Annotated in this window: 11 protein-coding genes; 6 read left to right on the forward strand and 5 right to left on the reverse strand. The window is 42.5% G+C overall.

Features of this window, described 5'->3' with window-relative positions; all coding sequences use genetic code 11:
* Positions 1-64 precede the first annotated feature (64 nt).
* The 4 genes from hutG to hutH are packed head-to-tail and all read right to left on the reverse strand — an operon-like array spanning position 65 to position 5,940.
* A complete protein-coding gene (gene hutG / locus LX92_RS12450; protein ID WP_109651058.1) occupies positions 65-1,021 on the reverse strand; it encodes a formimidoylglutamase in 957 nt (318 codons plus the stop codon).
* Positions 1,022-1,023: 2 nt separating this feature from the next.
* Positions 1,024-3,048 carry a urocanate hydratase gene (locus LX92_RS12455; RefSeq protein WP_223308276.1) on the reverse strand — a complete coding sequence of 675 codons (2,025 nt, stop codon included), beginning with the start codon at positions 3,046-3,048 and terminating at the stop codon, positions 1,024-1,026.
* A gap of 6 nt (positions 3,049-3,054) precedes the next feature.
* Positions 3,055-4,299: an imidazolonepropionase gene (hutI, locus tag LX92_RS12460; protein WP_109651060.1), complete on the reverse strand. Its 1,245-nt coding sequence runs from the start codon at positions 4,297-4,299 to the stop codon at positions 3,055-3,057.
* Between the two features lie 60 nt (positions 4,300-4,359).
* Positions 4,360-5,940: a histidine ammonia-lyase gene (gene hutH / locus LX92_RS12465; protein WP_109651062.1), complete on the reverse strand. Its 1,581-nt coding sequence runs from the start codon at positions 5,938-5,940 to the stop codon at positions 4,360-4,362.
* A gap of 78 nt (positions 5,941-6,018) precedes the next feature.
* On the opposite strand from hutH, the gene LX92_RS12470 reads away from it, so the two are divergent.
* Together LX92_RS12470 and LX92_RS12475 are read left to right on the forward strand one after the other, a co-directional pair.
* Positions 6,019-6,903 carry a LysR family transcriptional regulator gene (locus tag LX92_RS12470; protein ID WP_109651064.1) on the forward strand — a complete coding sequence of 295 codons (885 nt, stop codon included), beginning with the start codon at positions 6,019-6,021 and terminating at the stop codon, positions 6,901-6,903.
* 41 nt (positions 6,904-6,944) lie between these two features.
* Positions 6,945-7,508, forward strand: coding sequence for a nitroreductase family protein (locus tag LX92_RS12475; protein ID WP_109651066.1), 564 nt, complete (start codon positions 6,945-6,947; stop codon positions 7,506-7,508).
* On the opposite strand, the gene LX92_RS12480 is transcribed toward LX92_RS12475, so the two are convergent.
* Complete coding sequence (locus LX92_RS12480; RefSeq protein ID WP_109651068.1) at positions 7,496-8,011, reverse strand: DUF456 domain-containing protein; 516 nt, start codon at positions 8,009-8,011, stop codon at positions 7,496-7,498. The genes LX92_RS12475 and LX92_RS12480 overlap by 13 nt on opposite strands.
* A 145-nt stretch (positions 8,012-8,156) precedes the next feature.
* Here LX92_RS12480 and LX92_RS12485 point away from each other — a divergent pair, with 145 nt between their 5' ends.
* The 4 genes from LX92_RS12485 to LX92_RS12500 all read left to right on the forward strand — a co-directional run bounded on the left by LX92_RS12485 (position 8,157) and on the right by LX92_RS12500 (position 12,627).
* Positions 8,157-8,564 carry a hypothetical protein gene (locus LX92_RS12485; RefSeq protein WP_146197829.1) on the forward strand — a complete coding sequence of 136 codons (408 nt, stop codon included), beginning with the start codon at positions 8,157-8,159 and terminating at the stop codon, positions 8,562-8,564.
* A gap of 109 nt (positions 8,565-8,673) precedes the next feature.
* Positions 8,674-10,899 (forward strand): TonB-dependent receptor, encoded by a 2,226-nt coding sequence (locus LX92_RS12490; protein WP_109651072.1) that lies wholly within the window; start codon positions 8,674-8,676, stop codon positions 10,897-10,899.
* A 121-nt stretch (positions 10,900-11,020) separates the two neighbouring features.
* Positions 11,021-11,383 carry a BlaI/MecI/CopY family transcriptional regulator gene (locus LX92_RS12495; RefSeq protein WP_109651074.1) on the forward strand — a complete coding sequence of 121 codons (363 nt, stop codon included), beginning with the start codon at positions 11,021-11,023 and terminating at the stop codon, positions 11,381-11,383.
* Positions 11,380-12,627 (forward strand): M56 family metallopeptidase, encoded by a 1,248-nt coding sequence (locus tag LX92_RS12500; RefSeq protein WP_109651076.1) that lies wholly within the window; start codon positions 11,380-11,382, stop codon positions 12,625-12,627. Before LX92_RS12495 ends, LX92_RS12500 begins: the two co-directional genes overlap by 4 nt.
* The last annotated feature ends 93 nt before the right edge of the window (positions 12,628-12,720 follow it).

Consider the following 12,720-nt stretch of genomic DNA (forward strand, 5'->3'; position numbering starts at 1 on the left):
ACGCCAAAAGTAAGTGCCGTATTAAGATAGTATCGCCTTGTAGCGCCATACCCGTTATGGTAGTTTAGATCCTATGCAGTACATATTGGATCAAAGAGGCCGCCAGTTTAGCGGTTTGGTGGTCCCTATCATATTTTGGGTTCATCTCAGCAATATCCATACCTATCATTTTATTGGATCTGATTATCGTCCATAAGGATTTAAGTACAATATCGGGGGCAAAACCCATAGGCGATGCTGCACTGACCCCAGGGGCGTATGCCGATGAAAATCCGTCTAAATCTATGGTCGTATAAATGTAATCCACCCCAGCGATAAAATCTTTGATGGTTTGTCTCACAGCATCCAAATGTTGCATATTGAATTCCTTTTTTCGCAAGAATTCAACATTGAAGTCTATAGCTGTTTCAAAGAGGGTTCTGTCATTGGCATCTTTACGAATGCCTAGGCACAAGTATTTAAAATTGTGTTTGCCGGCAGTGGCGTCTTGTGCGATTTGATAAAAGGGTGTTCCTGAATTATTGCCTTTTTCATTGGAACGAAGGTCGAAATGGGCGTCAAAATTGATAATGCCAATGGTCTTATCCTTTTCGATATGGTCAAGTAAGCCGTTATAATGGCCATAGGCGATATCATGACCGCCCCCAAGGAGTATCGGAAATGTATGTAGCTCCAATAACTTGGACACTTTTTGTGATAATAGGTTTTGGGCGGCCTCCATATCATCATCCACGCATTCAATAGTGCCACAATCAAGTATTTGCGACTTTTCATCCATATGGTTGGGCATATTTCCCAATTGGGACCTAATGGCATCCGGTCCGGCAGAGGCTCCTATTCTCCCTTGATTGCGTTTTACCCCGGTGTCACAGGCATAGCCCAATAAGGCAATTGTCTTTTGGGTTGCACTTGCGCTGATTTTATCAATATCGGTACATTCTACTTTTTCATGCAGATAGAGTTTCTGGTCAGAGGTTCTTCCCGTCCAGATTTTTCGGTTTGGTTTTTTGTAAATAGCCATAATCAATCAAATAAATTATTCAACAATTTGTTATCCACTAGATTAGGTAGGGTAACCTTGAGTTCGGGCGTACGCTCCATTTCCCGTTTTATTGCAAACAGGGCTTCTTTGTTTCGAGCCCAACTTCTACGCGAAATTCCGTTATTGACATCATAGAACAACATGTTCTTTAATCGTCTTGAGGCATCCTTTGAGCCATCCAAGACCATTCCGAAACCGCCATTAACAACTTCCCCCCAACCTACACCGCCACCATTATGGATAGAGACCCAGGTAGCGCCCCTAAAACTGTCCCCGATAACATTGTGAATCGCCATATCCGCGGTGAACTTACTACCGTCGTATATATTGCTGGTCTCTCGGAAGGGGGAATCGGTACCACTCACATCATGATGGTCACGACCTAAGACGATCGGTGCGGAAATCTCCCCACTTTTTATGGCCTTATTGAATGCCTCGGCAATTTTACTGCGACCTTCGGCATCGGCATATAGGATTCGTGCTTGGGATCCCACAACCAGTTTGTTTTGTCCGGCTTCCTGGATCCAGGTGATATTGTCTTGTAATTGTTGTTGGATTTCCTGGGGGGCTTCAGTCAAAATCTGTTTCATTACCGCAAGGGCAATGGCATCTGTTTTTTGAAGGTCTTTCGGATTGCCCGAGGTGCAAACCCATCGAAAAGGTCCAAAACCATAATCAAAACATAGGGGCCCCAAAATGTCCTGCACATAGGAAGGGTATTTAAAATCAACTTGATTTTGAGCCATGACATCAGCCCCAGCCCGTGAAGCTTCCAATAGAAAGGCATTCCCATAATCAAAGAAATAGGTTCCTTTGGCAGCGTGTTTATTAATGGTTGACACCTGTCTTCGCAAGGACTTTTGTACTTCAGTCTTAAAAGTGTTGGGGTCCGTGGCCATCATTTCGTTCGATGCCTCAAAACTTATTCCGACAGGATAATACCCGCCCGACCAAGGATTGTGTAATGAGGTTTGGTCCGAACCGATGTGTATGAATATGTCCTCCATGTCGAATCGCTCCCAGACGTCGACAATATTGCCGATAAAAGCCAGGGAAACCACCTCGTTTTCGGCAATGGCTTTTTGGGCCCTGACAACCAGTTGGTCCATATCGTCAATTAATTCATCGACCCATCCTTGTGCATGCCTTTTTTGTGCTGCGGTCCTATTCACTTCGGCACAAATGGTGATGCACCCGACTATGTTTCCGGCTTTGGGTTGTGCCCCACTCATGCCCCCCAATCCAGCGGTTAGGAAGATTTTTCCTTTGGGCGACTCATTTTTCTTCAACACCTTCCGGAAGGCGTTCATTACCGTTATGGCTGTACCGTGAACGATGCCCTGTGGGCCAATATACATATAGGACCCAGCGGTCATTTGGCCGTATTGGGTAACTCCCAAGGCATTGTATTTTTCCCAGTCGTCCGGTTTGGAGTAGTTGGGGACCATCATGCCATTGGTCACCACAATCCTTGGTGCTTCTTTGGAAGAAGGAAAAAGCCCCATGGGATGCCCTGAATAGATATGTAAAGTCTGCTCCTCGGTCATTGTGGCCAAATAGTGCATGGTCAACAGGTATTGTGCCCAATTTTGGAATACGGCGCCATTGCCACCGTAGGTAATCAATTCTTCAGGATGTTGGGCGACAGCTGGATCTAGATTGTTTTGGATCATGAGCATTATTGCGGCTGCTTGCGGGGTTTGGGCCGGATATTCATCAATTGGCCGTGCATAAATCCCGTATTCCGGTTTAAAACGGTACATGTAAATTCTGCCGAAATCATGGAGCTCTTGCGCAAATTCTTGGGATAATTCTAAATGCCAATCTTTTGGAAAATAGCGTAAGGCATTATGAATGGCCAGTTTCTTTTCTTCCAGGGAGAGGATGTCCTTGCGCTTTGGCGCATGGCTGACAGCGGAGGACCTTTCCCTTTTAATGGGTAACACTTTGGGAATACCCTGAAGTATTTGGGATTTAAAATCCAATGATGGGCTATTTGTTTGCATCTTAGATCAGTGCTTATGTTTATTATAGACCAATTCCCCTTTTTTCCATACCATACATGGTTTAAAGTTTCCTTGATTGTATAGTATCTCTTTGTAATTTCCTGTGTGGAATATGCACATATCGGCCAGGAGACCAGTTTGCAATTGACCCCTATCGGAAAGGTTCAAGGCGGCGGAAGCCCTTGAGGTAATTCCTGCGAGTACTTCGGCATTGGTCAATTTTTCGAAAGTTCCCAAGATGGCCGCTTGCGTCAATAAATCGCCCATAGGGGCCGAACCTGGGTTATGGTCACTGGCAATGGCCAGGGCACCACCGGCATCAAGGATTTTACGGGCAGGGGCGAAAGCGCATCCCAACCCTATGGAAGCCCCTGGCAGTGCGGTCGCAATCACATCGCTTTTTGCCAATAGTTTTATTTCCACTTCGGTACTGGCCTCTAGATGGTCAGCACTGATGGCTTTGTATTTTATGGCGACTTCACTTCCCCCTGTGGTAAATTGGTCGGCATGTACGGTAATGTCGAAACCAAGTTCCTTGGCTTTATTGAAATAGGGTTCTATCAATAGGGGGTAGAAGGCCCCTTCTTCAATAAAAGCATCGATCCGATTTGTGAGTTTTTCGGCCTTAAGGATAGGTAGCAATTCGGTTATGATCAATTCCAGGTATTCGGCAGGGATGCCATCAAAATCCTTCGGAACCATATGTGCGGCCAGGCAGGTAGGAACCAAATCAATAGGTAGTTGGGTGTCGGCCTCCTTAATCGCATAAAGCATTTTCAATTCCTCTTGAATTGAAAGTCCGTAACCACTTTTAACTTCAATCGTTGTTACACCATTGGCCATATGCCGTTTGGCTCTTTTTACAATGCCTTTGACCAAGGCTTCCTTGGTGGCCTTACGGGTTTGGGTAACCGTATCCCAGATACCCCCACCGGCTTTTGAGATTTCCATATAGGTCTTGCCGGAATTGCGTAGGGCATAATCATTGGCCCTTGATCCAGCAAAACAGATGTGCGTATGCGCATCTACAAAGCCTGGTAAACAGGTGTGGTCCCCATGCAGTTCATGGATTTCCGTATCCGTGGAAACGGCTTTTGCCAATACATCGAATTCCCCTATGGATTTTATATGGTGACCTTCAATAAGAATCCCCCCGTTTTCTATGGTTTTCAAGTCTTGGTCTGCGATGGGTCCCTTTAGGGAAAGCCCTGTCATGGGGATGATTTGTTTAAATGGTCCTATTAATTTCATGCGTTTTTTTTAATTGTAAAAAGATTCCCATTTCCGTGAAAAAGCGGTTGGGCATATCCTTTAAAATACTTCAAATTCGTCTGAATAGGGTGTCTTGAACGAAATCTTTTTTTGCTTTTTGGTTGCATCGATGACATTCATGATGGTTTTGTCCTTTATCATTTCGATACCGATGGCTATGTCATCGGCAAAGACCCTGTCCTTGGCTGCAAAGGCAACCTTCTTACGTACCGCTTTATGTACTTCATCCAATAATATACCCGATTTTAAGGGTTTTCGAAATTCAAAGGCCTGGGCTGCCGTTAAAAGTTCTATGGCCAATATTTTCTCAACATTCTTCAATACCTGTAATGCCTTTCGACCACTTATCGACCCCATGCTTACGTGGTCTTCCTGGCCAAGGGAGGTCGGAATACTGTCAGCACTTGAAGGGAAGCATAATCCCTTGTTCTCGCTGGCCAATGCGGCAGTAGTGTATTGTAGGATCATATAGCCGGAATTGATTCCCGTGTCCTTCATCAAGAGTTTGGGTACTCCGGGGCTGTTGCCTTCCAAGGCCAAATAAATCCTGCGGTCCGAGATATTACCAATTTCAGAGGCGGCCAAACACGCATAATCCAGGGCCATTGCCAAAGGTTGTCCGTGAAAGCTTCCACCACTGATGGTAAGGTCATTGTTAATGATAACGGGATTGTCGGTAACGGAGTTCAGTTCAATCTCCAGCAATTCTTTCAGGTGTAACCACGCATTGCGCGATGCCCCATGTACTTGGGGGATACATCGTAGGGAATAGGGGTCCTGCACACGTTCACAGTTGGCATGGGCTTCCATGATTTCCGAACCTTTCAATAAGCGTTTGATTCTTTTGGCCACATGGATGTTGCCTTTAAAGGGCCTCAGTTTATGAAGTTCGTTGTAAAAAGGTTTTATGGAGCCTTGCAAACCTTCGATCATCATGGCCCCGATAATATCTGCCTGTGAAAGACAGCTGTGCAGTTTTTCAACCACTTTTATGGCGTGCGCCGCAATGAATTGGGTGCCGTTAATAAGGGCCAACCCCTCTTTTGCCCCAAGGGCAATGGCTTTGAGTCCCGTTTTTTTAAAAAGTTCAGCTGTGGTCAGGGTTTCACCATCATACTCCACCTTTCCCAAACCAATTAAGGGAAGGAACAAATGGGAAAGCGGGGCCAAATCCCCGGAGGCACCTACGGAGCCCTGGGATGGAACGACGGGAATCGCATCGTGCCCAATATGCCAAAGGATGCGTTCTATAGTTGTTTCGGAAATTCCGGAAAAGCCCTTGGCAAGCGAATGCGCTTTTAAGATAAGCATCAACTTGGCAATTTCCCTGTCGATAGGTTTACCAACACCAACACTGTGACTTTGTAAAATATTCGTTTGTAATATTTGGGTTTCTTCCTTCGATATCTTCGTGGTGCATAAAGGCCCGAAACCAGTGTTGATTCCGTAAACAGGCAGGCCTTTCTCGACAATATTCCCCACGATTTTCCAACTCTCGTTGATTTTGTCCCTGCTCGATTTGGACAACCAGACTTCCGTTTGGCCATTGGCAATGGCAATCGCTGTACTGGCAGTTAACCAATCTTCACCTAATTTGAACCTTTTTGGAGTTGAAACCATCAATTCTCTTGTTTTACCCTAAATTTATTGATTAAGTTTGATACTTACTAATACCAATAAAATCAATATTCAATTACCATGGGTTATCAATTGGAGCTTCGACATTTCACTTATTTTTTGGCGGTTGCCGAGGAGTTGCATTTTAGGAAAGCGGCTGAAAAATTATTTATATCCCAGCCGGGCCTGAGTAGGCAAATCAAGCAAATGGAGGGGATTTTACAAGTGCAATTGTTTGTTCGGGATAAAAAAAAGGTGATTCTAACGCCAGCGGGACATTATCTAAAGGGCCAGGCAGAAGCCATATTCCATCAGATAAACGAAGCAAAAAGACAATTGCAATTGATCGGGGAAGGGGACAAAGGGGAAATCCGGATCGGATTTTTGGGGTCTGCCATGCAAAGTGTAATTCCCAATTTGCTTTTAAGTCTCAAGGATAAATACCCTAACATAAAAACGTCCCTGGAAGAGCGTTCGAATATGGCACAGGTAGAGGCCGTTTTAAAGGATGAGTTGGATATAGGGTTTGTAAGGTTGTCCAGGGTTCCCAAGGCCTTGGGAATGACAACGGTTTATAGGGATACGTTTTCGTTGGTGCTTCCTGAGAATTATCCTATGCTTACAAGAAATTTTGAGGGGATGCATCAATTTGCCAACGATGATTTTATACTCTTCAGTAAGGAATACAGCCCTTTTTATTTTGAAACGATCATGAGTATTTGTTCCGATGCAGGTTTTGTTCCCAAGGTGTCGCACAAAACGGTTCATGCGCATACCATTTTTAAATTGGTAGAGAATAATATGGGAATTGCCATTGTGCCCACTGCCTTGAAATCGGGCTTTCAGATGCGGGTAAAATTCATTGAATTAAGGAATATTGACCAACGTGCCTTATTGTCTGCCATATGGAAAAAGGATAACCCTAACCCCGTTTTGAAAAATTGTATGGATTTACTTTTGAAGTAAGCTTGATAAAATAGTAGTTTTAAAATCTAAATATGCAATAAATGATTTTTGACTTAATCAAAGATAGACGTTCGGTATTTCCTGACCAATATGTTGATATCCCCATCTCCAAGAAAGATTTGGATCAAATTTTGGAAGCCGCCAATTGGGCACCATCCCATAAAAAGACGGAACCATGGCGATTTAAGGTGATGCAAGGGGAATCCAAGGAAAGATTGGGGACCTTCCTTTCTACAAAATACCAAGAGGTTGAAGAAAGACCGAAGCAGGTAAAGATTAAAAAACTGAAAGAAAATCCGACTAAATCGGCCGTTGTTATAGCCATTTGTATGCAGCGTGACCCCAATGGGAGTGTGCCTGAATGGGAAGAAGTCGCAGCTGTGGCCATGGCCGTGCAAAATATGTGGCTTTGCTGTACAGAAATCGGGATTGGGTGCTATTGGAGTTCTCCCGGTTTAATCACCCATATGGATGAATTTTTTGATTTGGCCGAAGGGGAGAAGTGTCTCGGATTTTTATATATGGGATTTTTTGAAGGGGAATTGGCGATTGGCCAACGAAACCCGATTAAGGATAAGGTGGTTTGGCTCGATCAATTGAAATAAGGAAACAAGGCTCCTTTGTACTCCCAAAACGTGGCTATAAAGAGTCCTAAATAAACGATTGTGACCATAAACTTTAAGAAAGTCCCGGTTAAGAACCCGATAAAAGAACCAAAAGCGGCCTTTGTGGCCGTTTTTTTATCGGCCTTATTCAAAAGTTCCCCGACCAAAGCCCCGACAAAGGGCCAGATTATAATACCAAAAGGTCCCAGGACAGGAAAAAATAAGGCAACCAAAAGTCCTATGGTGGTACCTAGCATTCCGGCTTTGGTGCCCCCAAATTTTTTGGTCCCTACAGCTGGAATGATATAATCAAGAGCAAAAACAATCAGGGCAATCACTAAGGTAATGCCCAAGAACACCCAATCATTGGGAACCGCCTTGGTCAGATATAACAGTAATAGTCCGATCCAACTCACGGGAGGGCCGGGCAGTACTGGTAGAAAACTACCCAAAATCCCGATCAACATAAAAATAAATCCGAAAATCAGTAAAGCAATATCCATGGTTGTGTTTTTACTATTGGACAAATGTAACCGACAAATGTTACAAACAAAATCAAATTGTCCTGTTCATTTCAAATTTGATAAGTAAATTTGAATAAGATTGGATCAGTTAGTGAAAACCCACAAAACATCTCGAAACTCCAGAATGGCAAGAATGGGATGTGCAGTACTTTGTATGTTCTATTTATTGGGACTGTTTAATGGTCTCGTTTTGGAAACATTGCATGAGGTTTCACATATTATGGGACCAAAAATACACCATCATAATTTTGCCTCTAGTCATGAACGGATGGATTATTCCTCATTGGAAGCAATGGCAGGGCACTCGCACGAAGCTTTGGAGGCTTTGAAGCAGTTGTTGGAGGCCAACCAGCAGGACGAACAAGAATCCAATAGTGAAACCAACCTTAAACTGGATAAACACATCGTTGAAGAATCCTGTTTTGTATCTGAAATAACGACTTCAGTTGTCCGATATGACAATTGGGAATACAAAAGCGTAAATTCTTTTTGGTATAAAGGTGTGAGTACTCCCCCTCCCCAAAATAGCTAACATGGGCCAGGCCAAAATTTCAAAGAACAGGTTCCAAACTAAATGGAACAGGGTCTAGGTTTCCTATTGTTCAGGCTTATTTATACAAATCAAATTAAAAAACAACGACATGAAATATTTTATGACGGCATTCACCATGCTGTTCATGGGCACGATTGCTGCACAAAACTTGGGAGGAAAATTGATTGATGAATCCGGTTCGCCTTTAGAGGATGCGGGCATATTTAACAAAACCAATGGCCAACATAGCCATACCGATGGCACAGGACATTTTGTTCTTGATAGGACTTCGGTTAACGATACGGTCTATTTTTCCAGACTGGGGTATGCTACGCAAACCAAGGTGGTAAGTCCTGCTGATTTGGAGGGGTCGATAACGATAATACTCCAAGAAAGTGCGATTTCCTTAGATCAAGTGGTTTTGGTTTCAGAGGTTGATGCCTTGAGTAAATTGGTTGATGTGGATGTAAAGACGAACCCCGTAAAATCATCGCAAGAAATCCTAAGAAAAGTTCCAGGGTTGATCATTGGCCAACACGCAGGAGGCGGAAAGGCAGAGCAAATATTTTTGCGGGGTTTTGATGTGGACCACGGTACCGATGTGGCTATTAATGTGGATGGAATGCCCGTAAACATGGTTTCCCATGCCCATGGGCAGGGTTACGCCGATCTGCACTTTGTAATTCCCGAAACCATAGAAAATGTAAACTTTGGGAAAGGGCCCTATTATGCCGACCAAGGCAATTTTAATACGGCAGGTTACGTAAACCTGAAGTTGAGAAAAAGTTTGGATAAAAGTATGTTGTCTACTGAAGTGGGGCAATATGGAACTCGGAGGTTTATGGGGATGTTCAATGTAATCGACAGCCAGAACAGCAATGCGTATCTAGCTTCCGAACTGTATTTGGCGGATGGCCCGTTTGATTCACCCCAGCATTTTAATCGAATCAATATGTTGGGAAGATACCGTTACGCATTGTCCGGGGAACAAGAGTTACTATTGACAGCTTCCCACTTTTCAAGTAAATGGGATGCATCCGGTCAAATTCCGCAAAGGGCAATTGACCAAGGTTTGATAGGTCGTTTTGGTGCTATCGACGATACGGAAGGCGGACAGACTAGTAGAACCAATTTCCTTTTGAACCATAACAAGAATCTAGGGTCGGGTAAATCCTTGAACACAATGGCTTTTGCCTCCCATTATGATTTTGGGCTCTATTCCAATTTTACCTTTTTCTTGGAAGACCCGGTCAATGGGGACCAGATCAAACAGTATGAAGATCGTTTATTGGCCGGGGCAAAAACGGAATTTAAAAACAATTCGGCACGTTTGGGGGATTTGGGTTTTAAATACAATGCAGGGATTGGTTTTAGGTACGATAATGTGGATGATAACCAGTTGTCGCACACCGCAAATCGACAAGAATTGTTAGAGCGTTTGGCCTATGGCGATGTAGATGAGGTGAATGGTTATGCATTTGCCGGAGCAGCTTTTAAATCGGGCAAATTTACTTTTGAACCAGGGCTTCGTTTGGATTATTTTAAGTTTGATTACAGCAACAGTATGAGTGAACTTTACGATAGTCGGAGTGAAGAAAAAGTGGCGTTCAGTCCAAAGTTCAATATTATTTATAGTCCAGCGGAAAAGACACAGTTGTTCCTGAAAACAGGAATTGGATTTCATTCCAATGATACTAGGGTAGTGGTGGCAAATGGTGGGGAGGAAATTCTACCGGCAGCTTATGGGGTCGATTTGGGAACCATTATAAAACCTGTGGATAAATTGGTCTTGAATGCCACTTTGTGGAGCTTGTTTTTAGATCAGGAGTTTGTTTATGTGGGTGATGCGGGAATTGTAGAGCCTAGTGGAAAAACGCGAAGAATGGGACTTGAAGTCGGAGCCAGGTACCAACCTTTGGATTGGCTCTATGTCTATTCTGATGCCAATTATACCCATGCGCGAAGCACCGAAGAGGCCGATGGGGAGGATTACATCCCATTGGCACCTGATTTCACCATGGCCGGTGGCGTGACTTTAGGTGGGAGTCAAGGTTTTTCAGGTGGACTTAACTATCGATATATTGATGATAGACCCGCCAATGAGGATAATTCCATCGTTGCCGAAGGGTATTTTGTGACCGATGCGACATTCAATTACAGTATAGGCAATTGGACCTTTGGACTCATTGTGGAAAATATTTTCGATACGGAATGGAACGAAACGCAATTCGCCACCGAAAGCCGTTTGTTCAATGAACCGGAGTCTGTGGAGGAAATCCATTTCACACCGGGTACCCCATTCTATCTGAGGGGAAAAGTAACGGTAGCTTTCTAAATATAAGTCCGCCGGTATGCTACACTGGCGGATTTTTTTAATTAATTTCAACTAAAAAATTAGTTTAAACTAAATATTTAGTTATATTTGTTGCATCAATGAACTAAAAACTTAGTTGAATATGAAACAATTGACCAAGGCAGAGGAAGAGGTGATGCAAATTTTATGGCTATTAAAACGGTGTAATGTTGCAGCCATAATCAAGGAATTACCTGAGCCTAAACCCGCATATAATACGGTCTCTACCATAGTTCGAATATTGGAGGGTAAGGGTTTTGTAGATCATGAGCAGGAAGGTAAGGGTTATTTGTATTTTCCGTTGGTGCAAAAATCGGATTATAGTAATCAATCGATCAATAAACTGGTTGATGGGTATTTCCAAGGGTCGTTCAAAAGTATGGTCTCTTTTTTCATGAAAAAAAACGATATGGGGCTTTCTGAGTTGGAAGCTATTCTAAATGAAATTAAAAAAGAGGACAAATGATACAGTATATCTTGGAATGTATTTCCTTTCAGTTGGTCTTTCTTATTGTTTATGACTTCTTCCTTAAGAGGGAAACCTTTTTTCAATGGAACCGGTTGTATTTATTGGGCACCCATGTATTGTCCTTGTTTTTGCCCTGGGTAAAGATCGAGGCGTTTAAGACCGAGGTTCCGTTTGAATCTTACAGCTACCCTGATTTTTTATGGCATATTCAAATGGCCCCAATAGAGCCTTCGACAAAAGACACTTCTTGGATAGAACTTACATCGCAAGAAGGGGTGTTTTTATTCGGTGTTTTGATAGCCCTTGTGCTGTTTGCCTATAAAATGTACAAAATCTACTTACTTCGGAAGAATGGGGAAATTCAATATTTTGAAGAGTTCACTCAAATCATTATTTCCAATAGCCATTTGGCGTTTTCATTTTTCAAATCCATTTTCTTAGGAGATCAGGTCGTAAAGGAAGGACATGATAAAATCATACAGCATGAGCTTGTACATATAAAACAGAGACATACCATAGACCTTATGATCTTCGAATTGTTGCGTATTGGCTGTTGGTTCAACCCGCTGGTATATATCTATCAAAATCGGATTTCGGAATTACATGAGTTCATTGCAGACGCACAGGTTGCGAAGACCAATAAGAAAGAACAATATCAATTAATGCTTTCACAAGTATTTCAAACACAACATATATCATTTATCAATCAATTTTTCAAATCATCATTAATTAAAAAACGAATAGTCATGTTACAAAAATCAAAATCCAAAAAAATCTTTCGATTAAAGTATTTAGTGTTATTGCCTCTTGTTATGGGCATTTTGTTTTATACCTCATGTAAAATTGATTCTAGCTCTGAAACTAGTTCCAATAAAAAACTATCCTTAGAAGAACGTTTGGTTCCTTTTGCGGTTGTTGATGAAGTCCCGGTTTTCCCAGGTTGCGAAGATGCTACGGATAAAAGGGCCTGCTTTCAGCAAAAAATGCAAGAACACATTAGTAAAAACTTCCACTATCCAGAGGGAGCACAAAAATTGGGTTATCAAGGTAGGGTTAACGTCTTATTTACCATTAATAGTTCTGGGAAAATTGAAAATATTAAAAAACGGGGTCCACATAAATTATTGGAAGAAGAAGTACATCGTATAATTTCCAGTTTACCACAAATGCAACCAGGAAAACAAAAGGGGGAAGTAGTAGATGTTCCGTATTCGATTCCCGTTTCGTTTGTGTTGGACTAATCAAAATGTTCAAGTTAAATCCGGGTTAACGGTTTTTTTAAAAAAACCTCCAAATTCAGTTCTTCCTTTTAAAAATGTCTCTACATTTATATT

Source organism: Maribacter polysiphoniae, assembly GCF_003148665.1.
Lineage (GTDB): Bacteria > Bacteroidota > Bacteroidia > Flavobacteriales > Flavobacteriaceae > Maribacter_A > Maribacter_A polysiphoniae.

Excerpts from the sequence above, each read along its gene's own strand:
- hutG (WP_109651058.1), bottom strand. The coding sequence starts at position 1,021 with ATGGCTATTTACAAAAAACCAAACCGAAAAATCTGGACGGGAAGAACC.
- LX92_RS12455 (WP_223308276.1), bottom strand. The coding sequence starts at position 3,048 with ATGCAAACAAATAGCCCATCATTGGATTTTAAATCCCAAATACTTCAG.
- hutI (WP_109651060.1), bottom strand. The coding sequence starts at position 4,299 with ATGAAATTAATAGGACCATTTAAACAAATCATCCCCATGACAGGGCTT.
- hutH (WP_109651062.1), bottom strand. The coding sequence starts at position 5,940 with ATGGTTTCAACTCCAAAAAGGTTCAAATTAGGTGAAGATTGGTTAACT.
- LX92_RS12470 (WP_109651064.1), top strand. The coding sequence starts at position 6,019 with ATGGGTTATCAATTGGAGCTTCGACATTTCACTTATTTTTTGGCGGTT.
- LX92_RS12475 (WP_109651066.1), top strand. The coding sequence starts at position 6,945 with ATGATTTTTGACTTAATCAAAGATAGACGTTCGGTATTTCCTGACCAA.
- LX92_RS12480 (WP_109651068.1), bottom strand. The coding sequence starts at position 8,011 with ATGGATATTGCTTTACTGATTTTCGGATTTATTTTTATGTTGATCGGG.
- LX92_RS12485 (WP_146197829.1), top strand. The coding sequence starts at position 8,157 with ATGGCAAGAATGGGATGTGCAGTACTTTGTATGTTCTATTTATTGGGA.
- LX92_RS12490 (WP_109651072.1), top strand. The coding sequence starts at position 8,674 with ATGAAATATTTTATGACGGCATTCACCATGCTGTTCATGGGCACGATT.
- LX92_RS12495 (WP_109651074.1), top strand. The coding sequence starts at position 11,021 with ATGAAACAATTGACCAAGGCAGAGGAAGAGGTGATGCAAATTTTATGG.
- LX92_RS12500 (WP_109651076.1), top strand. The coding sequence starts at position 11,380 with ATGATACAGTATATCTTGGAATGTATTTCCTTTCAGTTGGTCTTTCTT.